Origin of the sequence: Pelagivirga sediminicola (assembly GCF_003072125.1) — a bacterium.
Classification (GTDB): domain Bacteria; phylum Pseudomonadota; class Alphaproteobacteria; order Rhodobacterales; family Rhodobacteraceae; genus Roseovarius; species Roseovarius sediminicola.
Window position 1 is genome coordinate 181,416 of record NZ_QCYH01000006.1, and the last position, 21,456, is coordinate 202,871.

Genomic DNA, 21,456 nt, shown 5'->3' on the forward strand with positions numbered 1-21,456 from the left:
ATTACACTCTCAAATAGGGGGAAGATGCAGCGCAGGCCGGGGCCTGCGCCGCGACAGGCAGATCAGCCGCGCTGATCGTACATCTGGTTATAGGCCTGCATGTGCTTGATCAGCAGATCGCCATGCTGGTCATACCAGTCGGGGATCGACTTGAACCCCTTGATGACGGCCTTGCCATCCTCGATCACCACGACGGGCCAGTCACCGACCAGCGCGTTGTCGATCCCGAACAGCTCGGTCCCCCACCACACGGCGTCGCCGAAGGCGTGCTTGCCGGTGCCGCCCTCTTTCATCGCCTCCATGACGGCCTCGGGATCGGCCGAGCCTGCCTGCTCGGCGGCGGCCTTCCACAGGTCCATGATCGACGCGTATTCCCACGAAACGGCGCCCCACTGGCCGGGGTGACGCTTGGCGTATTCTTCGTAGAAACCGTTCGCGTCCTCGAAATTGATGTTGTCGCCCGACAGCGCCGGATCGTCGAAATCGGGGAACTGGAAGATGAAGCCTTCCATGAACTCCTTGGACGTCTTGGCGATCATCTGGTCATAGAAATCGGCCGTGGCGCTGATCATCTTGCCCTTGTAGCCCTGCTGGAACAGCTGCTCGCAGATCGGGTGGACATAGTCCGAATAGCAGGTGTCGAGGCAGATGATATCGGGATTGCTGGACAGCATCCGCGTGACGATGGGCGCGAAATCGGTCGTGGCGGGGTCAAACAGCAGCGGCTCTTCCAGAACCTCGATGCCGCGCGCCTCGAAGGCGGCCAGATAGGTCGCGACCGAGGGCAGTCCCAGCGCGTCGTCCTGCGCGCAGATCACCACCGTCTTGGCGTCGGGGAAGGTGTCGGCCAGGTAGTCGACGCCGGTGACCAGGTAGATCGGATGCACCTCGGCGGGCGCCAGCAGCGTGGTGCTGTCCGGGCTCAGATCAGACGGCAGCAGGGTGGAGAACAGCATGCCGGTCTTGTCCGCGACAGGCTGCACGCCGGGCCAGGTATCGCCGCCCAGCATCATGATGAACGAAACGCCGTCCTCGCGGATCAGCTTGGTCGCGCCGGTGCGCGCCTTGGCCGGGTCATATTCGTTGTCATAGCTGACAAATTCGACCGGATGCTTGCCGTCCTCCAGCTCGATCCCGCCTGCGGCATTCACCCGCTCGGCCCAGATCATGCAGCCGTCAAGGCCGGGCTTGCCCCATGCGGCCACCGCGCCGGTCAGGGGCGCCAGAAAGCCGATCTTGATCGGCTCGCCCGCGGCCAGTGTGATGCTGGGCATGGACGCGCCGACGGCGGTGATTGCTGTGCTTTTCAAAAAGGTGCGGCGCGTCAGGCCCGCGGCCCTGAGTTTGGAAATCATCGAGTTTCTCCCATGTTGTGGCCGCAAATCGGGTGCGGCGCATCTCTTGGAGATCGGCGATGTCAGGATGGTCCGCCGCGGGACGCATCATCGCGTCCAGCGGGCCAAGGAGGGTGGTTCGCGCCGGTCTCGACCCAAGCGTAACAGCCGTGTGGTTCACCGATCAAGAAACTTTGTTTCGTCGTGGTTTAATATTTTGAACCAATTATGCGCGAGGGGCCGTTTTCAGGGAATCTAATTCCAAGATATCGTCAATCATTTTAACAGGTTAGATGCGACAAACTGCCGCGTATCCGGTCGCATCCTGCTGAACCAATTTTTATACCGGATCTGACCGCCAAAGGCCGGATCGCGTCCGCTCCGGATCGAATCTGCGGATAGGCGCGCGCTGTCAGCGGTCGGAAAAGGCCCATCCGCCGTTGGCGAGGCGCTGCTCCCAGAGCTGGCCCAGATCGGACATCTCGCTGCGCAAAAGCGCGCCGTGCCGCGCCAGCCACGCGGGGATCGAGCCGAATTCGGTGATCCGCGCCTTGCCGTCCTGCACCGTGACGACCGGCCAGTCGCCGACCAGCGCGTTGGAGATGCCGAACATCTCGTCGCCCCACCACTGCGCCGGGCCGAAGGCGTGCGTGACCTGTCCCAGCTGCTTCATCGCCGCCAGAACCGAGCCGGGCGCAAGGCTGCCTGCCTTTTCGACCGCGGCCTGCCAGATCTCCAGCGTGGCGACGTATTCCCAGCTGACGGCGCTCCAGGTGCCGGGAAAGCGGCGCTCGTATTCGTCAAAGAACATGTCCGGCTGGTTAAAGAAGAATGCCTTCTCGCTCAGCAGCGGGTCGTCGAAATCGGGGAACTGGAACAGCGTGCCTTCCATGAACTCGGTCGATGTGCGCGCCACGAGCGCGGGATAATTGTCCAGCGTGCAGGACACGATCTGTCCCTTGAAGCCCTTCGCATGGGCGTATTCGGTCAGCGCGTGCACCATCGGCGCATAGCTGGTGGACCAGCACAGGATGTCGGGATCCTCGGCCAGCATCGCATCGACGATGCCGGATGCGTCGGTCAGGTCCGGCGGATACTGGATCTCGCGCAGCAGATCGATGCCTGCGGCCTTGAACGCGGCGCGGTAGGTGGCCAGCGACGGCAGGCCCAGCGCGTCGGTCTGGCTGCAGATCGCCGCCGTCTTCAGCCGGGGGCGCGCCCGCGCCAGCCAGTCGACGCCGGTGACGGTATAGATCGGGTGCAGCTCGCTGGGCGCGATCAGCCACGGGGTGTCGGGTGACAGGTCCGAGGGCAACAGTGTGGACGTCAGCACCTTGGAGCGCATCAGGAAATCGCGCACCGGCGTGAACGTATCGCCCCCCAGCATCATCAGGAGCGCGACGTTATGGCGCTGCACCATCAGCCGCGCGCCTTCCATCGAATGGCCCTGATCATAGCCGCAGTCGAACGCATGGATGCGCACCGGGTGGCGGTGCCCGTCAATCAGCAGCCCGCCCGCCGCATTCAGCCAGTCCTCCCAGATCCGCGCGCCGTTCAGTCCCGGCAGGCCCCAGCTTTGGACCGGGCCGCTGAGCGGGCCCAGAAACCCGATATTGACCACATCCCGCGTGCCCGCATTCAGGCGGGGCAGGGCACTGCGCACGGCAAGGCGGTGGGCGAAACTGGATCCGGACATGACGCGCATCCTATCAGCGCGCCGCCCGCGCTGTCCTGCAAGATCTTTCAACTTTACGAAAAAACCCGAAAAGGCCACCCGCGCTGTGCGCGCGGATGGCCCGGACCTTGCCTTGGCGGTTTCGCGATCAGTGCGCGTATTGCGTGATCTCGCCCGACCGCAGCCGCCCGGCATAGGAGTTCAGCTCGCGCCGCACCAGCCGCATCAGGAAGTAGAGCGCGAAGATGTTGACCACCGCCATCGAGAAGATCGCCGCATCGGAGAAGTCGATGACCGGCCCAAGGCTCGCCGCCGCGCCGATCACGATGAAGACGCAGAAGATGACCTTGAAGATCAGCTCGGACGTCTTGCCCTCGCCGAACAGGTACGTCCACGCCTTCAGCCCGTAATAGCTCCACGAGATCATCGTGGAGAAGGCAAAGAGGACCACCGCGATGGCCAGCACGTAAGGAAACCAGCCAATGGCCGATCCGAACGCAGCCGAGGTCAGCGCGACGCCCGAGGTGTCGCCGATGGTGGCGATGGCAGTCCCCGCCTCGTTCAGCACGAACCTCCCGGTTTCGGGATCGGTGATCAACTGGCCCGATATGGTGATGACCAGCGCCGTCATCGTGCAGATCACGACCGTGTCGATCAGCGGCTCCAGCAGGGAGACGAAGCCTTCGGTAATCGGCTCCTTGGTGCGGACCGCCGCGTGGGCGATGGCCGCCGATCCGACGCCCGCCTCGTTCGAGAAGGCCGCCCGCTTGAAGCCCTGGATCAGCGCGCCGACCAGGCCGCCCGCCACGCCAAGGCCGGTAAAGGCGCCCGCGAAGATCTGGCCGAAGGCCGTGCCGATCTGGTCATAATTGACCAGAATGATGACCAGCGCCGCGCCCACATAAAGGATGCCCATGAACGGCACGATCTTTTCCGTCACCTGCGCGATGGACTTGATCCCGCCGACGATCACGGCAAAGACGACGCCGGCAAATATCACGCCGGTGATCCAGCCGGGATAGTCGCCGGTGATCCCGACGATCTGCGCATGCGCCTGATTGGCCTGAAACATGTTGCCGCCGCCCAGCGCGCCCAGAATGCAGAAGATCGAGAACATGATCGCCAGAAAGCCGCCACCCGGCAGGCCCAGTTCGGCAAACCCCTTCTTCATGTAATACATGGGGCCGCCCGACACGGTGCCGTCCGGATATTCGTTGCGGTATTTCACCGCCAGCGTGCACTCGGTGAATTTCGAGGCCATGCCCAGAAGCCCGGCGAGGATCATCCAGAACGTCGCGCCCGGCCCCCCGATGCCCACGGCCACCGCGACGCCGGCGATATTGCCCAGCCCGACTGTGCCCGACAGCGCGGTCGTGAGCGCCTGAAAGTGGCTCACCTCGCCCGCATCATTGGGGTCGGAATAATCTCCTTTGACCAGCTTGATCGCATGGCGGAAAAAGCGGAATTGCACGAACCCGAAATAGAGCGTGAAGACCGAGGCGCCGATGACCAGCCACATCACGATCCAGGGAAAGGTCGTGCCCGGAAAGGGCGCAAAGATCAGGTCCACGAAGGGCCCCGTTGCGGTGGCGAAGGCCGCGTTTACCTTTTGATCCAGGGTGACCGTCTCTGGCGCGGCATCCTGGGCGAGTGCGGCGGCCGGGGCCAGAAGGGCCAGGGCCGCAAGAAATGTCCTGTTGAAAAATGTCATTGACTGCGTCCCTTTTCAGCTGACGACGGTGACGGGCACCGGCGAGCTCATGACGAGATTGGAGGTGGAGCTGCCGAACAGCCGCTTGGCAAAGCCCCCTTCGGAGGTGCGCGCCACGATGATCTGCTCGGCGCCCTCTTCGGTTGAAATGGCGATCAGCGCATCGGACACGTCGCCGTGTCGCACCACGCCGCGCACCTTCAACCCTGAGCCGCTGAGCGCCTCGATCGCCGGGTTGACCACACGCTCGAACGCGGTCTGGACCTCTTCCTCGCGGCGCTTGTGGCGCATCTCGTTCTCTTCGGCGGTCTGGAACGAGAAGGGGGACCATTCCACGATATAGCCCACCACCAGTTCGCAATCGCCGATCAATTCGGCCAGGCGGCGCGCATATGCCAGCGCCCGCTCGCCCGAGGGATGGCCATCAAGGCCAACCACCAGTTTCGTTGTCATAATTTATTTCCTCCCGGTTCATAACTGCGCGCCAGATGGTCTCGTCCCCCAGGGGTGTGACACATTCATTGGCGCAGCTTGCCGGGGGCAAAGGCGGCAGAGTGCAGGAAGCGTAGCAGAAAATGCACAATCTGACGCTATTTTATTGCAAGGCGCCATATCTGCGGGGTTTTGGCGGCGCGGCGCGGTAGAGGGACAGGCAGAGCAAAAGCGCCCAGCCCGTCGCGCGGCGCCGCAGCGGAGGATCCATGCAAAGCACTCAAGCCTTTCAGATCGCGGGGCACAGCATTGCGCCCGGCGCGCGCGCCACCGTCGATATTCCCGTCAGCACGCTTTCGGATCACACGCCGGTCAACCTGTCGGCGCATGTCGTCCACGGGCGCAGGCCCGGCCCGGTGATGTTCGTGTCGGCCGCCATCCACGGCGACGAGGTGATCGGCGTCGAGATCGTGCGCCGCCTGCTGCGCGCGGCGCCGCTGAAATCCATGGCCGGCACGCTTCTGGCGGTGCCGATCGTCAATACCTACGGGTTTCTGAACAATGCGCGGTATCTGCCTGACCGGCGCGATCTGAACCGCTGTTTTCCGGGCGGCGCGGAAGGGTCAATGGCCTCGCGGCTGGCCGATATCTTCATGCGCGAGGTGGTGACGCGCGCCGATGTCGGGATCGACCTGCACTCGGCCGCGATCCATCGCAGCAACCTGCCGCAGATCCGCCTGACCCCCGGCAACGCGCGGCTGGCGGCGCTGGGCCGGGCCTTCGGCGCGCCCGTGATGCTGAACTCGAAGCTGCGCGAGGGATCGCTGCGCATGGCCGCCGAAGAGGCGGGCGTCGATGTGCTGCTTTTCGAGGGCGGCGAGGGGCTGCGCTTTGACGAGCTGGCCGCGCGGTCGGGTGTGGCTGGGATCCTGCGGGTCATGCAAAGCCTTGGCATGGTGGGCCAGAAAGGCGTGCCAAAGGCGCGCGCGGCAACCGTCATGTGCGCCGCCTCGCGCTGGTTCCGCGCGCCGGCGGGCGGGCTGTTTCGCGGCTATCGCGCCATCGGTGACGCGGTCGAGGCGGGCATGGTTCTGGGCGCCATTTCCGACCCGTTCGGAGAGATGGAGGCCGAGGTGATCTGCGACGAGGCCGGCATCGTGATCGGGCGCACCAACATGCCGGTCGTCTACGAGGGCGAGGCGCTGTTTCACGTCGCCAGCACACCGCGCGGCGACGCCGCGGCGGATGTCGCCACCGCACAGATGGACGCGGCGCCGCTGTTCGACGAGGATGAGATCCTCTAGTCGGTCAGCGCGTCTTTGACGGGTTCTGCGGCAACAGGAAGATCGAGACCACCAGCAGGCTGAAGATCAGCTCGTAGACCTCCCATTTGCGATCGACGTCCAGCAGGGCGATGATGATGCTGGCCACCAGCGCGATGGCCGCATGTTTCAGCCACGGCACCGGCACCGCCATGCGGTCCGCCAGCGCGGCGATCCGCCCGCCCTTGGGATAAAGCAGCGGCAGACCCACCAGGTAGAGCAGGATGCAGATGGTCAGGACCGGACCGAACAGCGACTTGGTCAGATGCACGTCGGCGACGATCAGGTTGTGCAGGTTCGTCTCATTCTGCTTGTTGTGCTGCTGAAAGAACTCACCGGATTCCCATCCGATGATGCGCTGGCCCCACGACACTTCCTCGCCCGCCGCCATGAAGAACATCAGCGCGTAAACGCAGGTCAGCAGCGCCGCACCGCGCCGCCCGCCGCGCCACAGCGACAGCGCATGCGATGCCAGAACGCCGCTGGCCACCAGCAGGAACACCGCCGTGGCGTATTCCACCGGGCCATCTTCGGCGGCGAAGACAAGCGTGAAGAAATCAGGATCGGCAAAGGCCAGAATGACCGTGGCGATCAGGGTTATCACGATCAGCGCCATCAGCGCGGCGTCGGATTTGCGGATCAGGCTCATCGCATGTTGTCCCATTCAATTCACCGCCAGCAGATAGGCCAGAGCCGTGCGCGCATCAAGCCTATTTGCCCCGCGCGTGAGCGCAAGCCTGCCTGCGCGGCGCCGCCAGCGTAGAAATACGCACCAGCTTGCAATCATCTCCGGATAGCATAAGGCTGTGCCGCAGAGCGGAACACGCGCAGGCGCATCAGCGGCGGCGCGGCCGGAAAAATCCGGCCCGATCCGCATCGACGCGGCCCGCAAGAGGCCGGACCATCATCGGGGAGAAACAATCATGGATCACCAATGCTGATCATCATACGGGCCATCGACGCCCTGAACGAGGTTGTCGGCCGCATCGTTGCGGTTGTCGCGATCCTCTTTGCCGGCATCATCATCTACGATGTCGTCATGCGCTATGCCTTCAACGACCCGACGCGCTGGGCCTTTGACGTCTCCAAACAACTTTATGGATTTTATTTCGTGATGCTGGGCGGTTACGCGCTGCGCCACAAGGCGCATGTGCGCGTCGACATCCTGACCGAACGGTTCAGCCGGGGCTGGCAACGGGTGGTCGAGGTGCTGGGCTACGTGATCTTCTTCTTTCCCTTTACCTACGTGTTCACCACGCGGTCTTGGGATTTCGCGCTGAAGTCCTGGAACCAGGGTGAGACGACCTATGGCGCGATCCAGATGCCGGTCTATCCGCTGAAGATGGCGATGTGCGTGGCCGCGGCGCTGCTGCTGATCCAGGGGATCGCCGAGGTGCTCAAGATCATCCTCGATGTCGACACGACCTCCGAAGAGGTGCTCGCATGAACCCCGAGCTGATTGCCCTTCTGATGTTCGGCCTGCTGGTGCTGGGCCTGTTCATGGGCCACCCGCTGGCGCTGGTTCTGGGCGGCACGGCGGTGCTGACGGCTGTCATCACCGGCAAGACGATGGTTCTGGGCATCGTCATCAACCGCATCTTCGGCGACGTGCTGGACAATTACACGCTGATCGCCATCCCGCTCTTTGTGCTGATGGCGCGGTTCCTGTCGGATTCAGGCGTCACCGACCGAATGTTCGAGGCGCTGCGCCTGCTGTTGAGCAACGTGCGCGGCGGCCTTGCGCTGGCGGTCGTGTTCATCTCGATTCTGCTGGCGGCGACCACCGGCATCATCGGCGCGTCGATCACCGTGATGGGCGTGATGGCCCTGCGCCCGATGCTGCAATACGGCTATGCCCCGACGCTGACCACCGGCGTCATCGCGGCATCGGGCTGCCTTGGTATCCTGATCCCGCCGTCAATCATGCTGATCCTGATGGCCAGCTATTCGCCGCTAACGGTGGGCGATCTCTTTGCCGGCTCGATGATCCCCGGCGTGCTGCTGGGTCTCAGCTATGCGGTCTATGTCTACGTCATTTCGGTCTTTCGGCCCGATCTGGCGCCAGCAGTCCAGCCGGACGAGAAGATTTCGCGCCCCGCCCTCATCCGCATGCTGCTGATCGAGGCGCTGCCGCCGCTCGTGCTGATCTTCGGCATCCTCGGCTCGCTTCTGGCCGGGATTGCCACGGCGACCGAGGCATCGGCCATCGGCGCGGGCCTTGCGTTGCTGATCGTCATCATGCGCGGCCGGTTCCGCCTGCGCACCTTCTACGGCGCCATGCTGGAGACGGGGCGCACCTCGGCGATGATCCTCTTCATCGTCGTCGGCGCCACCGCCTTTACGGGCGTATTCAACATCACCGGCGGGCTCAGAGCCACGCAGGAGATCATCCGCGCGCTGGATATGGAGCCATGGCTGCTGATCACCATGATGATGTTCATCGTCTTCATCCTCGGCGCGTTCCTTGACTGGACCGGCATCGTGCTGCTGTCCTTCCCCATCTTTCTGCCGATCGTGCAGGAAATGGAGGGCGTCAGCCTGCTGTGGTTCGTCGTGCTGATGGCCGTGGTGCTGCAGACATCGTTCCTGACGCCACCCTTCGGATACGCGCTGTTCTACTTACGCGCCATCGCGCCAAAGGAAGTGCGCACCGGCCATATCATCCGCGGGGTCATGCCCTTCATCGGGCTGATCGTGGCGATGTGTGTCCTCGTCGCTGCCTTTCCGCCGCTGGTGGAATGGCTGCCAAGCGTTCTTTACGCCAACTAAAATGCTACCAAAAAGGGAGAGTAAGCATGACTAAACTGACAATTCTGGCCGCTGCCGCCGCCGCCGCATTCGCGGGGCAGGCGGTGGCACAGGAAAGCTGGACCATGACCACCACATGGCCCTCGTCGCTGGAGCTGATCGAGACGGACAAGCATTTCGTCGATCTGGCCAACAAGCTGACGCAAGGCGAGCTGACCATCGAGTTCTTCGAGGGCGGATCGCTGGTGCCTGCGGGCGAGGTCTTTGGCGCGGTCGAGAGCGGCACGGTTCAGGCAGGCGCCGACTGGCCGGGCTACTGGGCGGGCCGCGATGCGGCCTTCTCGGCGCTGGCGACCACGCCGTCGCTGTTCAACGCGGTCGATTACGCCAACTGGATCCAGCAATGGGGCGGCGCCGAGATCTATAATGAGATCTACGGCCAGTTCGGCATGGTCTATCTGCCCTACGGCATCACCAACAACGAATCGGGCTTCCGCACGCGCGAGCCGATCCGCAACCTCGCCGACCTGCAGGGCAAGCGCCTGCGCCTTTCGGGCCTTGAGCAGGGCAAGCTGCTGGAGCGTCTGGGCGGCAACCAGGTTTCGATGGCAGGCGGCGAGATCTATCAGTCGCTGGAGCGCGGCGTGATCGACGGCGCCGAATTCTCCACCCCCAACGTGGACTGGTCGGGCGGCTTCCAGCAGGTCACGAAATACTGGGCGACACCGGGCTGGCACCAGTCGGCATCGGTCTTTGGCGTGATGATCAACAAGGATTCGTGGGACGCGCTGAGCGAGGAGACACGCGAGAAGCTGCAGATCGCCGCCGACGCCACGATGATGTGGTCGCTGGCCTTCACCGAAAAGCGCGCGACCGAGGCCTACGCCAAGTTCGACGAGGCGGTCGAGATCAACCGCTACGACGACGAGACGCTGGCGAAGGTGCAGGAAATGGCCAACGAGGTGATCGTCGAGGTCGCCTGCGAGAACCCCAACTCGGCGAAAGTTTACGTGTCGATGCTGGAGTATCTGGACGACTACTCCCAGTGGCGGGACGCGTCGGCCCCGTTCAACCTGGGCCGGACACCGAACGGGCCGGACGTGCAGGCGATCAAGGACTGCATGTGAGACTGTAGGTTAGTAGGGGACCTCCTCCAACTTCTGGAGGTCCCCGCTTATGTGAACCGGAAATTTGCAATGCACTCTCAATCTGCAATGTATTCCCGTTGAAAGCCAGAATTTACCACTATGCCACCATTACCCCAGCCTCGATCCGGTGAAAGGCTTCAAACGAAAGGCCGACCAACCGAATTTTCATACTGGCCTACTAAACGTCTAAGAGCACATGCAAAAATCCAGCCAAAATTGTTCGCGTTGGCGCCATGGGGAACCCTGACTAGTGCGGTTTCTAAAATCCGAGAGGCGACAAAAATGCTCGAAGCGTCAGCGTGTCTTAAGCAGGCGCAGGATTTTTATCTGGTCGGAACTGAGAGAAATGTTGAGGCGGCTCGACCTCTAGCGCTCTACTACTGCTACATGAACCTCTTGAAGGTGTATTGCCTTCTTAGGTCGGACAAGCAATCCTTTAACGATGCCCGACACGGCATAGCAGAAGTAAGTACGGGTACTTTTGAAAGCACAACACTCAGGGCCTTTCGTTCACCTAATCAAAATAAGATTCAGAATTTCTCTGAAATGATGTCAGTTCTTACCGGATCTGGATTGGATGGAAGTCATGATTATTTGCTAACGCATATCCTTCCACAAATTCTTCCAGGCCATCGAATTTGGTGCGAAGCAACGAATGAACGAGAACGGTTCATTTCCTTTGAGAGTATTCAATTTTGGCAAAACAAATCGGATCGTTGTGTTTGGCTAAATCTGTACGTTTACGCGGATGATTTGTCTCGATTGAGCCGAACTCACTCGGAATTCCTGTCTCAGTCCGGCCTTGAGGGCAATTTTAGAGAAGTAGTCTGTGAGAGGGCTAATGACGGCCGACGCATTATTTGCTTTGAGCAAGTCACACCCACCACATATCCCGCAAGTCATCCCGCAGACGCTCTCCTAGAGTTAGTCGCTGGCGTTCGCCATGATTTATGGGCAACGGTTTCATCTGTACCGCCGTATCGACGTTACTACGCTTACCTGACGCCTGACGCGGAACTGGAATCTAGACTCCCTCAACTTCTTTCTATTTATGCTCTGACGTTCCAGCTTGGCTCCGTAACTAGATATCGCCCTCAAGAATATGATAAGATTCTTGAGGGAAAGTTCGGCGCGAGAATACAGGACTTTGTTACAGGACAGCCTGCTCAGTTTCTATACTTACTTTCATCGGAAATACTGCAGCAAGATATTACCCAACCAAGCATTATATGAATTTATGATGGTAACTTTCTTATCTCCCACCAATCGGCTTTGTTGCACAAATGGCGTGTGGGATTCCCTGTTTGAATCCAGCATGGTAGCTGGGGGCATGAGCAGTTGGTCCCCTACTAAGTACAAGACCAAGAACTGGCCTTCGTACAACACGGCGCTGAAGCAGCGCGGTTCGCTATCGATCTGGTTTGATCTTGAGATGCCTTGGCATGCGCTTCCGACAGGCAAGCGCGGGCGTCAGCCTGAGTTCAGCGACGCGGCGATCCAAGCTTGCCTGACGATGAAAGTTCTTTTTGGCATGCCCCTTCGTCAGACGACCGGTTTCGTCGAAAGTCTGCTGCGTCTGGCTGGGCTCGACTGGAAAGTGCCGGACTTCAGCACTCTGTGCCGCCGCCAGAAGGCATTGAACGTCGCCATTCCTTACCGTGGCGGGTCTGGGCCTCTACATCTGCTGATCGACGCGACCGGGATCAAAGCGGAAGGTGAAGGGGAGTGGAACGCCCGCAAGCATGGCGGGCCAAAGAAGCGCCTTTGGCGCAAGCTGCATCTCGGTATGGATGAAGAAACACTGGAGATCCGTGCGATTGGCGTCACTACAAGCAATGTCGGTGACGCACCTATGCTGCCCGACCTGCTGGAACAGATCCCGCCCGATCAAGAGATTGCCACGGTCATCGCTGATGGGGCGTATGACACGCGCAGATGCCACAATGTGATTGCCGCTCGGGGGGCTGCATCCATCATCCCGCCGCGTAAAAATGCCCAACTTTGGAAGCCAACCACGGCGGGAGCTATTGCGCGAAACGAAGCTGTGAGAGCCTGCAAATATCTGGGACGGGCACTCTGGCGAAAGTTGACCGGTTATCACCGCCGAAGTCGCGCAGAGACGAAGATGAACTGCGTCAAACTCCTTGGCCAAGGCCTCATGGCCCGAGACTTCGATCGACAGGTCGCTGAGCTCCAGATCCGGATCGCGGTACTGAACCGCTACACCGCTCTTGGCATACCCGTCACAGAGCCCGTAGGATAAGTCCGTCTGGGGAAAGGGGAAGTGCGATCAAATCCCGATTTGTGCAACAAAGCCCCACCAATCACCAAAAACCCCCGCAGCATCCGCTCCGGGGGTTCTTCGTCTCTCACGTGTCGGTCGAAACCGGCGCAGGGGCGCTTACATCATCCCTTCGCGCTGAAGCTTCTTACGCGCCAGCTTACGGGCACGGCGAATCGCCTCGGCCTTCTCGCGCGCTTTTTTCTCGGACGGCTTCTCGAAATGTTGCTTGAGCTTCATCTCGCGGAATACGCCTTCGCGCTGCAGTTTCTTCTTCAGGGCACGAAGCGCCTGATCGACATTGTTGTCGCGAACACTAACCTGCATGTGGTGTCACCACCTTCCTGGTTGAATTTGCATGATTTGCAGGAAGCGCGTCTATAGCAAAACCTGCCCTATATGTCTAGGGTGGATGCAACGAGGAGGATGCCATGCAGACCGATATCATCGACCGATTGCTGGACGCCGCCACCGCTCATGTGCCCTTCGACGGGTGGAGCCATGCGGCCTTTGCCGCCACCGCCCGCGATGCGGGGGTGGATATTGCCGTCGCTCGCGCCGCCTGTCCGCGCGGGGCGGTCGATCTGGCGCTGGCCTATCACGCCGCCGGGGACCGCGCCATGCGCGAGCGGCTGGAGGCGGCGGACCTGTCAAACATGCGGTTCCGCGACCGGATTGCCGCCGCCGTGCGCTATCGGCTGGAGGCGGGCGAGCCGGAGATGGTGCGCCGGGGCATGACGCTGTTTGCGCTGCCGCAGCATGCCGCCGATGGCGCCCGCGCGCTGTGGCAGACCGCCGATCACATCTGGATCGCGCTGGGCGATACCTCGGACGACGTGAACTGGTACACCAAGCGCGCGACGCTGTCGGGGGTTTACGGGTCCACCGTGCTCTATTGGCTGGGCGATGACAGCCTCGATCACGCGGCAACGTGGGAGTTTCTGGACCGGCGCATCGACGACGTTATGCAGATCGAGAAGCTGAAGGCGCAGGTCAAGGACAACAAGCTGGCAAGTGCGCTGATGGCCGGGCCGATGGCGATAATCGGCCAGATCCGCGCGCCGAAACGGGATGACGATCTGCCGGGCCACTGGTCCGGCACGCGCTGAAAGGAACATGACGATGAGCGACATGATGAAGGCCGTCGAGATCACCGAGGCGGGCGGGCCGGAGGTTCTGCGCCTCTGCGAGCGCCCCCGTCCCGAGCCGCGCGCGGATGAGGTGGTGATCCGCGTCGCCTACGCAGGCGTCAACCGCCCCGACGCGCTGCAACGCGCGGGCGCCTATGCCCCGCCCAAGGGCGCGAGCGATCTGCCGGGGCTGGAGGCCGCGGGCGAGGTGGCGGCGGTGGGGGGCGGCGTCACCGGCTGGAAGGTGGGCGACAAGGTCTGCGCCCTTCTGCCCGGCGGCGGCTATGCCGAATACGTCGCCACCCCCGCCGCGCATTGCCTGCCGGTGCCGGAGGGGATGGCCCTGAAACAGGCCGCCTGCCTGCCCGAGACGTTCTTTACCGTCTGGTCCAACGTCTTCCAGCGCGGCGGATTGCAGGCGGGCGAGCGGTTCCTGGTGCATGGCGGCTCGTCCGGGATCGGCACGACGGCGATCCAGCTGGCCAATGTGCTGGGCGCGCGGGTCTTCGCCACGGCCGGCACGGACGAGAAATGCGCGAAATGCGTCGAGTTGGGCGCTGAGCGGGCGATCAACTACAAGACCGATGATTTCGTCGAGGTGCTGAAGGCCGAGGGCGGCGCGGATCTGATCCTCGACATGGTGGGCGGCGATTACATCCCGCGCAACGTGCGCGCGCTGGCCGATGACGGGCGGCTGGTGCAGATCGCGTTCCTGTCCGGCCCCAAGGTCGAGCTGAACTTTGCCCATGTGATGGTGCGGCGCCTGACGATCACCGGCAGCACGCTGCGCCCGCAAAGCGATAGCGCCAAGGCCGCGATCGCGCAGGCGCTGCTGGCCCATGTCTGGCCGCTGCTGGAGGCGGGCCGCGTGGCGCCGGTGATGGACAGCACCTATGCGCTGGCGGATGCGGCCAAGGCTCACGCCTATATGGAAAGCAGCGCCCATATCGGCAAGATCGTCCTCAAGGTCGCGTAGAGACGTGGGCGCCGTGCAGATCGCCATCCTGGGATTGGCGCTGCTCAGCCTCGGGCTGAGCGCGTGGACGATCCGGCGCGACGTGCCGCTGGTCTGGGAATGGGCGGTGCCGGCGCCCTTGCCGCGGGGCGAGGCGCCGCTTTTCAGGACGGTGCTGGACTATACCGCGCCTGCGGGCGACGCCCATTCGCCCGGCATCGTCCTGCGCGGCGATGGCTATAGCATCCTGTGGTTCGAAGGCTCGCAGGAGGCGCGGGCGGATGTGGATATCGTGGGCGTCGATATCGGGCCGGGCGGCGTGTCTCCGCTGACAGAGCGCGTGACGCGCGGCGCGCTGTCGGACGCGTTCGAGCCGCGGCAACTGGTCGTGACGCTGGGCAATACGGTGCAGAACGATGGGGCGCCGGATGCGCTCTATACCACTGCCGTATCGGTCGGAGGCTGGGCGATGGCATCGGTCGCGGATGTGCGCATGGGGCCGGACGGCCCCGCCTGGGCGCGCAAGCTGAACCTTTCGCCGCTGCTCAACCGCTCGTTTTTGGTGAAATCGCCGATGGTGGCCCTCGCCGATGGCAGCCACGCCTTGCCCGCCTATTTCGAGATGGGCCGGACCTATGGCGCGTTGGTGCGCCTCGACGGGCGCGGACGGGTGCGGGACATGCGCCGCATGGCCGGGCCGATGAAGCCGATCCAGCCGATGGTGGTGCCGCTGGACGCAAAGCGCGCCGTGGCGTTTCTGCGCAATTTCGACACCGGCGCCGGGCGCTTGCTCATGACCCGCACGGAGGATGGCGGGCAAAGCTGGGACACCGTGCGCGAGACGGATATGCCCAACCCGTCGGCGCCGGTTGCAGCATTGGGGCTGGGTGCGGAGCGTATCCTGATGGCGGTGAACGACGATGCGGGCGATGGCGGCATCCTGAACCTGACACTCAGCGAGGATGGCGGCGAGACCTGGCGCCATATGCACCGGCTGGAGGCGGGCGGCGGCGATGCGCGCTATCCGATGATGCGCGCGCTGCCGGACGGGCGGATCGTGCTGACCTATAGCATCGGCGGCAAATCCGGGATTCGCGTGCACGAGTTCAACCTGAGCTGGGCGCTGGGCGCATGAGCGCGTTGGCGTCAACGGCATGGCTGGCACTGCTGCTGGGCTGGATGGCTTGGGGCGCGCTCAGCCTTGGGCTGGAGATGCCGGTCAGCCTTGGCCTTGGGCTGGCGCTGGGCGTGATCTGCGCGGCGCTGTTTCGCGATACGCTGCCGCTGCGCGGGATCGTTGCGGTGCTGGGGCCGGTGGGAATCGTGCTGCCGCTGCTGATCCTGCGGCAGATGGCGGCGCATCTGGGCGCGCCGGTGCAGCCCTTCGGCGCTGTGCAGCTGTTGCTGTTCGTGGTGCTCTACATTGCGTTTCTGGCCAGCGCGGCGGGAGCATTGCCGGTCGATCTCTACCGGCTTGGCTATGCGCCCTGGCCGGTCGCGATCATGGTGCTGGCGCTGTGCGTGCTGGGGTTTTGGCAGGGCGCGCTTTTCGTGCCGGTGCTGGCCGTCGCGGCGCAGGCGATCTGGGCGATGGGCGGGGGCAGCAGCAACTGGTTTGACCATGTGCTGCATCCCGCGCTGGTGCCGGCGGCGCTCATCGTGTTGGTGCTGCGGCTGGTGTGAGGCCGGATCGGGGGCGTTGCCCCCAAGATGAATTCTCAGGTGAATTTATCGCTCCCCCCAGGATGTTTGAAGCAAGAAGAACGGGGATGGCGCACGAAAAACGCCGCCGGAGCCGATCCGGCGGCGTTTGCTATCTGTCGTGTGCGCGCGGCTCAGGCGGGCAGGGCGCCCTTGGCCTGCTCGACGATCGCGGCAAAGGCTGCGGGCTCGTGAACGGCCAGATCGGCCAGAACCTTGCGGTCCACCTCGACCCCGGCCAGCGCCAGACCGTTGATGAAGCGGCTGTATGTCAGCGCCTCGTCATGGCTGCGCACGGCGGCGTTGATCCGCTGGATCCACAGCGCGCGGAAGCTCCGCTTGCGGTTCTTGCGGTCGCGCGTTGCATACTGGTTGGCCTTGTCAACGGCCTGCGTGGCGACGCGGAAGGTGTTCTTGCGACGGCCATAATAGCCTTTGGCGGCCTTGATGACTTTCTTGTGACGGGCGTGCGTGACGACGCCGCTTTTGACTCGGGACATGCCTGATCCTCCTTAGCGCGCGTAGGGCATCATCGGCTTGATGATCTGCTCATCGGCCTTTGACAGGGTTGTGGTTCCGCGCGCATTGCGAAGGAATTTGTTGCTGCGCTTGATCATGCCGTGCTGCTTGCCGGCCTGACCTGCAATGATCCGGCCCGTGGCCGAGATCTTGAACCGCTTCTTGCAGCTCGATTTCGTCTTCATCTTGGGCATTTCCGGCTCCTCTTGAAGTTCGGTCGAACGCGCGACTCGGCATGCCACTACGGGCCGGACGCGCGGGTGAAGTCCGCCTTTTAGGGGTGATCGCCCCGCGCCGCAAGGGCCAAAGCCGCGATCAGCGGGCGATCTGGCCAATCACCCGCACAAAGGCGTTCGGCACGTCGCGCAGCGCGTAGCCGCTGGGCTTTTTCTGGATCGCCCAGACGATCAGGCAACCGGATGCGATCAGCACCAGGGCGGCCACGCGGGGCGGGCGGCGATCGGACAGGGCCGAAATGATCGAAGGGACGGAAAAGACCCCCAGTACGATGCCGATCACCAATATCAGGTCAGGGGTCATGAGAAATCATCCTGTTTGGAAATATCCCGGTATCCTAGCTTGGGTCGGTGGCGTAGATCAAACTTTCCTGACATGGGGCGACGCGCAGGATGTTGGTGGTGCCCGGCACGTTGAACGGCACGCCCGCCGTCACCACGATCTGGTCCAGCGTCGTGGCATAGCCCTGGGTGCGCGCCGCGCGCGCCGCGATGATGACCGCCTGCTTGAAGCGCTCCAGCTCGGGCGTCATCACGCAGTTGACGCCCCAGCTGAGCGCGAGGCGCCGCGCGGTGCCGCGCTGCGAGGTCATGGCGATGATCGGCACGCGCGGGCGCTCGCGCGCGGTCAGAAGGGCGGTGGTGCCCGACTGGGTGAAGCAGCAGATCGCCTTGATATCGGTCGTCTCGGCGATTTCGCGCGCGGCGGCGACGATGCCGTCGGCCACGGTGGTGCGTGCGGCAATGCGCGAGGCTTCGATGATCTGGGTATAGGTCGGATCGTTCTCGACCTCGCGCGCGACATTGTCCATCGTCGTCACCGCCTCGACCGGATAGCTGCCGGCCGCCGATTCCGCCGAAAGCATGATGGCGTCCGCGCCCTCGTAGATCGCGGTGGCCACGTCGCTGACCTCGGCGCGGGTGGGCACCGGCGATTCGATCATCGATTCCAGCATTTGCGTCGCGACGATCACTGGCTTGGCCGCCGCGCGGCAGGCGCGCACCAGACGTTTCTGGATCGGCGGCACGTTCTGCACCGGCAGTTCGACCCCAAGATCGCCGCGCGCCACCATGATGCCGTCCGAGGCCGCGAGGATCGCGTTGAAACGCGTCACCGCCGACGGCTTTTCGATCTTCGACAGGATCGCGGCGCGGCCATCGGCCAGATCGCGCGCCTCGTTCACGTCCTGTGGCCGCTGCACGAAGCTGAGCGCCAGCCAGTCGACGCCCAGCTGGCAGACAAACTCCAGATCCTTGCGGTCCTTGTCCGACAGGGCCGCCAGCGGCAGTTCCACATCCGGCACGTTCACGCCCTTGCGGTTCGAGATCGTGCCGCCGACGACGACCTCGCAATTTGCGTGGTCCTTGCCGCAATCGGTCACGGTCAGGCGGATCTTGCCGTCATTGACCAAAAGGCTCGCGCCGGGTTTGAGCGCCGCGAAAATCTCGGGATGGGGCAGGCACACGCGCTGCGCGTCGCCCTCGGCCTTGTCCAGATCCAGGCGGAAGGCCGCGCCCGGCTCCAGCTCTTCCTCGCCATTGGCAAAGACGCCGACGCGCAGTTTCGGCCCCTGCAGATCGGCCAGAATGCAGATCGGGCTGTCCAGATCCTTTTCCACCTGCCGGATGATGCGGTGCTTTTCGCGGATGCCCTCGTGATCGCCATGGCTCATGTTCAGGCGAAAGACGTCCGCGCCGGCCTCGTGCAGGGCACGGATCATGTCATAGGTCGCGGATGCGGGCCCGAGCGTGGCGACGATCTTGACGTTGCGATGGCGTCTCATATGTGGAATCCCTTGGTGCTGGGGCGGTGCCGGAACAGATACTTCGGGGTTATCGCTAACATTGACGTGCCGATGATGCCAGCATTTGATGCGGGGCCGCGGATTTAACCGGATGGAATTGAGCGCGTGACATATCATGCAGTCGATGTGGAAGGGTCGGATCGCGGCGGGCGCTGGATGGTGCTGTGCGATCATGCGACGAATATCGTGCCGGATTTCGTGAATGGTGGCTGTCTGGGGGTCGCCCCCGCCGACATGGCGCGGCACATCGCCTTTGATCCGGGCGCCGCGGGCGTCAGCCGCGCCCTGGCTGCGGCGCTCGAGGGGCCTGCGGTCCTGTCGCGCTTCTCGCGGCTTGTGATCGATCCCAACCGGGGCGAGGATGATCCGACGCTGATCATGCAGCTTTATGACGGCACGATCATTCCCGGCAATCGCGGCATTTCGGATCTGAACGCGGCCGAGCGGATGCGGCTGTGCCACCGTCCCTATCATGCGGCCATTGCCGATCTGGCCGCGCGCCGCGCCGCGCCGGTGATCGTGTCGATCCACAGCTTCACGCCGCAGCTTCGCGGGCGGCCGCCGCGGCCATGGCAGGTGGGCGTCCTTTATGCAGAGGACACCCGGCTTGCCCATCCCCTGATCGCGCGGCTCGCCGCCGAGCCGGATCTGAGCGTCGGCGACAACCGGCCCTATACCGGCCACCTTCCCGGCGATACGATCGACCGGCACGCCATCGCGCAGCATCGCCTGAACGTGCTGATCGAACTGCGCAACGACCTGATCGAAACCCCTGCGCAGCAGCGCGCCTGGGCGGCGCGACTTGCGCCGATATTGACCGAAACGCTGGCCCGCACGGGCCTTTGACGAAAGGAGACGCCATGCCGCATGTCGTGATCGAACATTCCCCCGATGCCGCGCCGGGTGGCGGCATGCAGGCGCTTTGCGCGGCGTTGATGGACGCGCTGGCCGCGCATCCCGCGATCCCCAAGCCCGAGACGCTGAAGCTGCGCACGCATCAATCGGGCGCGCATCTGTCCGGTACCCAAGGGCAAAGCTATGCCCATGCGACACTGTTGCTCTTGCCCGGACGCGATGGCGATACCAAGTCAGACTTGGCGCAGACGATCCTGCGCGTCATGGCCGAGGCGTTGCCGCAGGTCCACAGCCTGTCGGTGAACCTTGCCGATCTGGACAGCGCCTATGCCAAGCGCGTGCTGCCGGATGAGACGATGAACCACGAGGGAGTGACATGATGGACAAGCAGACACAGACCGAGCTGGAGGCGGCCGCATTCCGCAGGCTGCGCAAGCACCTGATGGAAGACCGCACCGACGTGCAGAATATCGACCTGATGAACCTTGCCGGGTTCTGCCGCAACTGCCTGAGCCGCTGGTATCAGGAGGCCGCGAACGAGCGCGGCATCGAGATGGACAAGACCGAGGCGCGCGAAATCTACTACGGCATGACGATGGACGAATGGAAAGCGGCCCATCAGACCGACGCCAGCGCCGAGCAGCAGGAAGCGTTCAAGAAAGCCTTCGCCGAGAATGTCGGCACCAAGGATTGACGCGGCGCGCGCCGGGCGTCTGCATGAGGACGACAGGCGCGCCCCGCGATCAGGTGGCGCGCTTGAGGCTTTCGTCGATATAGATCTCGCGCAGGCGCGTTGCGACGGCGCCGGGCGTGCCCCCTGACAGCTTGCAGCCATCGATTTCCACCACCGGCGTGACAAAACCGCTGGCGGAGGTGAAAAACGCCTCGTCCGCGTCCTTTGCCTCGTCGAGGGTAAAACTGCGCTCTTCGATTTCCATCTGCGCCTCTCGCGCAAAGCGCAGCACGGCGGCGCGGGTGATGCCATGCAGGATATCATTGCTCAGCGCGCGGGTGATGATGCGCCCGTCCTTGACGATATAGGCGTTGTTGGAGGTGCCCTCGGTCACCAGCCCGTCCTGCACCAGCCATGCGTCGTCAGCCCCGGCCTTTTGCGCCATCATCTTGGCCATCGACGGATAGAGCAGTTGCACCGTCTTGATGTCGCGGCGCCCCCAGCGCATGTCAGGCACCGAAATCACCCGCGCGCCGCGCTGGGCAAGCGGCGATGCGGCCAGCCCCGGCTTGGCCTGCGTGAACACCACCAAGGTCGGCGCGGTGCCTTCGGGCGGATAGTGGAAATCGCGATCGCCGGGATTGCCGCGCGTGACCTGCAAATAGATCAGGCCCTCGTCGATCTCGTTGCGCGCCACCAGCTCGCGGTGAATCTCCAGCAGATCACCCATCGCGGCGGGCTCCTGCATGTCCAGTTCGGACAGCGACCGCCGCAGCCGCACGAGGTGGCCGTCAAAATCGATCAGCTTGCCGCCCAGCACGCTCGTCACCTCATAGACGCCGTCCGCCATCAGGAAGCCGCGATCAAAGACCGAGACCTTCGCCTCGTCCTCGGGCAGGTAATCGCCGTTCAGGTATACGGTTCGCATGGT

Annotated in this window: 24 protein-coding genes; 13 read left to right on the forward strand and 11 right to left on the reverse strand. The window is 63.4% G+C overall.

Annotated features, from left to right (window positions below; translation table 11 throughout):
• Window positions 1–62: 62 nt before the first annotated feature.
• The 4 genes from DC366_RS12120 to DC366_RS12135 all read right to left on the reverse strand — a co-directional run bounded on the left by DC366_RS12120 (window position 63) and on the right by DC366_RS12135 (window position 5,173).
• Window positions 63–1,355 carry an ABC transporter substrate-binding protein gene (locus tag DC366_RS12120; RefSeq protein WP_108692476.1) on the reverse strand — a complete coding sequence of 431 codons (1,293 nt, stop codon included), beginning with the start codon at window positions 1,353–1,355 and terminating at the stop codon, window positions 63–65.
• Window positions 1,356–1,746: 391 nt separating this feature from the next.
• Window positions 1,747–3,030, reverse strand: coding sequence for an ABC transporter substrate-binding protein (locus DC366_RS12125; protein WP_108692569.1), 1,284 nt, complete (start codon window positions 3,028–3,030; stop codon window positions 1,747–1,749).
• A gap of 127 nt (window positions 3,031–3,157) precedes the next feature.
• Window positions 3,158–4,720 (reverse strand): alanine/glycine:cation symporter family protein, encoded by a 1,563-nt coding sequence (locus DC366_RS12130; protein WP_108692477.1) that lies wholly within the window; start codon window positions 4,718–4,720, stop codon window positions 3,158–3,160.
• A 15-nt stretch (window positions 4,721–4,735) separates the two neighbouring features.
• Window positions 4,736–5,173 carry a universal stress protein gene (locus tag DC366_RS12135; RefSeq protein ID WP_108692478.1) on the reverse strand — a complete coding sequence of 146 codons (438 nt, stop codon included), beginning with the start codon at window positions 5,171–5,173 and terminating at the stop codon, window positions 4,736–4,738.
• Between the two features lie 248 nt (window positions 5,174–5,421).
• On the opposite strand from DC366_RS12135, the gene DC366_RS12140 reads away from it, so the two are divergent.
• The gene (locus DC366_RS12140) at window positions 5,422–6,456 is read left to right on the forward strand and encodes a succinylglutamate desuccinylase/aspartoacylase family protein (protein WP_108692479.1); all 1,035 of its coding nucleotides are present in this window, start codon (window positions 5,422–5,424) and stop codon (window positions 6,454–6,456) included.
• A 4-nt stretch (window positions 6,457–6,460) separates the two neighbouring features.
• Here DC366_RS12140 and DC366_RS12145 read toward each other — a convergent pair whose 3' ends face one another.
• Window positions 6,461–7,138: a hypothetical protein gene (locus tag DC366_RS12145; protein ID WP_108692480.1), complete on the reverse strand. Its 678-nt coding sequence runs from the start codon at window positions 7,136–7,138 to the stop codon at window positions 6,461–6,463.
• A gap of 270 nt (window positions 7,139–7,408) precedes the next feature.
• Here DC366_RS12145 and DC366_RS12155 point away from each other — a divergent pair, with 270 nt between their 5' ends.
• The 5 genes from DC366_RS12155 to DC366_RS12175 all read left to right on the forward strand — a co-directional run bounded on the left by DC366_RS12155 (window position 7,409) and on the right by DC366_RS12175 (window position 12,633).
• Window positions 7,409–7,921 (forward strand): TRAP transporter small permease subunit, encoded by a 513-nt coding sequence (locus DC366_RS12155; protein ID WP_207768706.1) that lies wholly within the window; start codon window positions 7,409–7,411, stop codon window positions 7,919–7,921.
• Complete coding sequence (locus DC366_RS12160; protein WP_207768707.1) at window positions 7,918–9,243, forward strand: TRAP transporter large permease; 1,326 nt, start codon at window positions 7,918–7,920, stop codon at window positions 9,241–9,243. The genes DC366_RS12155 and DC366_RS12160 overlap by 4 nt, the downstream gene beginning before the upstream one ends.
• 26 nt (window positions 9,244–9,269) lie before the next feature.
• Window positions 9,270–10,349, forward strand: a complete 1,080-nt coding sequence (gene dctP / locus DC366_RS12165) for a TRAP transporter substrate-binding protein DctP (protein WP_108692482.1) — start codon at window positions 9,270–9,272, stop codon at window positions 10,347–10,349.
• Between the two features lie 303 nt (window positions 10,350–10,652).
• Complete coding sequence (locus DC366_RS12170; RefSeq protein ID WP_165802898.1) at window positions 10,653–11,603, forward strand: YaaC family protein; 951 nt, start codon at window positions 10,653–10,655, stop codon at window positions 11,601–11,603.
• Between the two features lie 97 nt (window positions 11,604–11,700).
• Window positions 11,701–12,633 (forward strand): IS5 family transposase, encoded by a 933-nt coding sequence (locus DC366_RS12175; RefSeq protein ID WP_108692484.1) that lies wholly within the window; start codon window positions 11,701–11,703, stop codon window positions 12,631–12,633.
• Window positions 12,634–12,771: 138 nt separating this feature from the next.
• Here the strand turns inward: DC366_RS12175 and rpsU are convergent, their stop codons facing one another.
• On the reverse strand, window positions 12,772–12,978 hold the full coding sequence (rpsU, locus tag DC366_RS12180) for a 30S ribosomal protein S21 (protein WP_025051451.1): 207 nt from the start codon (window positions 12,976–12,978) through the stop codon (window positions 12,772–12,774).
• 104 nt (window positions 12,979–13,082) lie between these two features.
• Here rpsU and DC366_RS12185 point away from each other — a divergent pair, with 104 nt between their 5' ends.
• Genes DC366_RS12185 through DC366_RS12200 form a run of 4 tightly spaced genes read left to right on the forward strand, consistent with a single transcriptional unit; the run spans window position 13,083 to window position 16,419 of the window.
• Window positions 13,083–13,760 (forward strand): COQ9 family protein, encoded by a 678-nt coding sequence (locus DC366_RS12185; RefSeq protein ID WP_108692485.1) that lies wholly within the window; start codon window positions 13,083–13,085, stop codon window positions 13,758–13,760.
• Between the two features lie 13 nt (window positions 13,761–13,773).
• Window positions 13,774–14,757: an NAD(P)H-quinone oxidoreductase gene (locus tag DC366_RS12190; protein ID WP_108692486.1), complete on the forward strand. Its 984-nt coding sequence runs from the start codon at window positions 13,774–13,776 to the stop codon at window positions 14,755–14,757.
• Window positions 14,758–14,770: 13 nt separating this feature from the next.
• Window positions 14,771–15,871, forward strand: a complete 1,101-nt coding sequence (locus tag DC366_RS12195; protein WP_165802899.1) for an exo-alpha-sialidase — start codon at window positions 14,771–14,773, stop codon at window positions 15,869–15,871.
• The gene (locus DC366_RS12200; RefSeq protein ID WP_108692488.1) at window positions 15,868–16,419 is read left to right on the forward strand and encodes a hypothetical protein; all 552 of its coding nucleotides are present in this window, start codon (window positions 15,868–15,870) and stop codon (window positions 16,417–16,419) included. The genes DC366_RS12195 and DC366_RS12200 overlap by 4 nt, the downstream gene beginning before the upstream one ends.
• 152 nt (window positions 16,420–16,571) lie before the next feature.
• Here DC366_RS12200 and rplT read toward each other — a convergent pair whose 3' ends face one another.
• The 4 genes from rplT to pyk form a co-directional block, all read right to left on the reverse strand.
• The gene (gene rplT / locus DC366_RS12205) at window positions 16,572–16,937 is read right to left on the reverse strand and encodes a 50S ribosomal protein L20 (RefSeq protein WP_108692489.1); all 366 of its coding nucleotides are present in this window, start codon (window positions 16,935–16,937) and stop codon (window positions 16,572–16,574) included.
• A 12-nt stretch (window positions 16,938–16,949) separates the two neighbouring features.
• Entirely contained in the window at window positions 16,950–17,150 is a 201-nt protein-coding gene (gene rpmI, locus DC366_RS12210) for a 50S ribosomal protein L35 (RefSeq protein WP_108692490.1), read from the reverse strand.
• A gap of 121 nt (window positions 17,151–17,271) precedes the next feature.
• Window positions 17,272–17,496, reverse strand: a complete 225-nt coding sequence (locus tag DC366_RS12215) for a hypothetical protein (protein WP_108692491.1) — start codon at window positions 17,494–17,496, stop codon at window positions 17,272–17,274.
• Between the two features lie 34 nt (window positions 17,497–17,530).
• A complete protein-coding gene (gene pyk / locus DC366_RS12220; RefSeq protein WP_108692492.1) occupies window positions 17,531–18,976 on the reverse strand; it encodes a pyruvate kinase in 1,446 nt (481 codons plus the stop codon).
• A 126-nt stretch (window positions 18,977–19,102) separates the two neighbouring features.
• On the opposite strand from pyk, the gene DC366_RS12225 reads away from it, so the two are divergent.
• The 3 genes from DC366_RS12225 to DC366_RS12235 are packed head-to-tail and all read left to right on the forward strand — an operon-like array spanning window position 19,103 to window position 20,546.
• Entirely contained in the window at window positions 19,103–19,843 is a 741-nt protein-coding gene (locus DC366_RS12225) for an N-formylglutamate amidohydrolase (protein ID WP_439331659.1), read from the forward strand.
• 14 nt (window positions 19,844–19,857) lie between these two features.
• A complete protein-coding gene (locus DC366_RS12230; protein WP_108692493.1) occupies window positions 19,858–20,232 on the forward strand; it encodes a 5-carboxymethyl-2-hydroxymuconate Delta-isomerase in 375 nt (124 codons plus the stop codon).
• Window positions 20,232–20,546 carry a DUF1244 domain-containing protein gene (locus tag DC366_RS12235; RefSeq protein WP_108692573.1) on the forward strand — a complete coding sequence of 105 codons (315 nt, stop codon included), beginning with the start codon at window positions 20,232–20,234 and terminating at the stop codon, window positions 20,544–20,546. Before DC366_RS12230 ends, DC366_RS12235 begins: the two co-directional genes overlap by 1 nt.
• 49 nt (window positions 20,547–20,595) lie before the next feature.
• Here the strand turns inward: DC366_RS12235 and DC366_RS12240 are convergent, their stop codons facing one another.
• Window positions 20,596–21,453, reverse strand: a complete 858-nt coding sequence (locus DC366_RS12240; protein ID WP_108692494.1) for a D-amino-acid transaminase — start codon at window positions 21,451–21,453, stop codon at window positions 20,596–20,598.
• Window positions 21,454–21,456 lie beyond the last annotated feature (3 nt).

Excerpts from the sequence above, each read along its gene's own strand:
- DC366_RS12200 (WP_108692488.1), top strand. The coding sequence starts at position 15,868 with ATGAGCGCGTTGGCGTCAACGGCATGGCTGGCACTGCTGCTGGGCTGG.
- DC366_RS12130 (WP_108692477.1), bottom strand. The coding sequence starts at position 4,720 with ATGACATTTTTCAACAGGACATTTCTTGCGGCCCTGGCCCTTCTGGCC.
- rpmI (WP_108692490.1), bottom strand. The coding sequence starts at position 17,150 with ATGCCCAAGATGAAGACGAAATCGAGCTGCAAGAAGCGGTTCAAGATC.
- DC366_RS12215 (WP_108692491.1), bottom strand. The coding sequence starts at position 17,496 with ATGACCCCTGACCTGATATTGGTGATCGGCATCGTACTGGGGGTCTTT.
- DC366_RS12140 (WP_108692479.1), top strand. The coding sequence starts at position 5,422 with ATGCAAAGCACTCAAGCCTTTCAGATCGCGGGGCACAGCATTGCGCCC.
- pyk (WP_108692492.1), bottom strand. The coding sequence starts at position 18,976 with ATGAGACGCCATCGCAACGTCAAGATCGTCGCCACGCTCGGGCCCGCA.
- DC366_RS12170 (WP_165802898.1), top strand. The coding sequence starts at position 10,653 with ATGCTCGAAGCGTCAGCGTGTCTTAAGCAGGCGCAGGATTTTTATCTG.
- DC366_RS12135 (WP_108692478.1), bottom strand. The coding sequence starts at position 5,173 with ATGACAACGAAACTGGTGGTTGGCCTTGATGGCCATCCCTCGGGCGAG.
- DC366_RS12230 (WP_108692493.1), top strand. The coding sequence starts at position 19,858 with ATGCCGCATGTCGTGATCGAACATTCCCCCGATGCCGCGCCGGGTGGC.
- DC366_RS12175 (WP_108692484.1), top strand. The coding sequence starts at position 11,701 with ATGAGCAGTTGGTCCCCTACTAAGTACAAGACCAAGAACTGGCCTTCG.
- DC366_RS12155 (WP_207768706.1), top strand. The coding sequence starts at position 7,409 with ATGCTGATCATCATACGGGCCATCGACGCCCTGAACGAGGTTGTCGGC.
- DC366_RS12160 (WP_207768707.1), top strand. The coding sequence starts at position 7,918 with ATGAACCCCGAGCTGATTGCCCTTCTGATGTTCGGCCTGCTGGTGCTG.
- DC366_RS12145 (WP_108692480.1), bottom strand. The coding sequence starts at position 7,138 with ATGGGACAACATGCGATGAGCCTGATCCGCAAATCCGACGCCGCGCTG.
- rpsU (WP_025051451.1), bottom strand. The coding sequence starts at position 12,978 with ATGCAGGTTAGTGTTCGCGACAACAATGTCGATCAGGCGCTTCGTGCC.
- DC366_RS12235 (WP_108692573.1), top strand. The coding sequence starts at position 20,232 with ATGGACAAGCAGACACAGACCGAGCTGGAGGCGGCCGCATTCCGCAGG.
- DC366_RS12125 (WP_108692569.1), bottom strand. The coding sequence starts at position 3,030 with ATGTCCGGATCCAGTTTCGCCCACCGCCTTGCCGTGCGCAGTGCCCTG.
- DC366_RS12240 (WP_108692494.1), bottom strand. The coding sequence starts at position 21,453 with ATGCGAACCGTATACCTGAACGGCGATTACCTGCCCGAGGACGAGGCG.
- DC366_RS12190 (WP_108692486.1), top strand. The coding sequence starts at position 13,774 with ATGAGCGACATGATGAAGGCCGTCGAGATCACCGAGGCGGGCGGGCCG.
- rplT (WP_108692489.1), bottom strand. The coding sequence starts at position 16,937 with ATGTCCCGAGTCAAAAGCGGCGTCGTCACGCACGCCCGTCACAAGAAA.
- DC366_RS12120 (WP_108692476.1), bottom strand. The coding sequence starts at position 1,355 with ATGATTTCCAAACTCAGGGCCGCGGGCCTGACGCGCCGCACCTTTTTG.
- dctP (WP_108692482.1), top strand. The coding sequence starts at position 9,270 with ATGACTAAACTGACAATTCTGGCCGCTGCCGCCGCCGCCGCATTCGCG.
- DC366_RS12185 (WP_108692485.1), top strand. The coding sequence starts at position 13,083 with ATGCAGACCGATATCATCGACCGATTGCTGGACGCCGCCACCGCTCAT.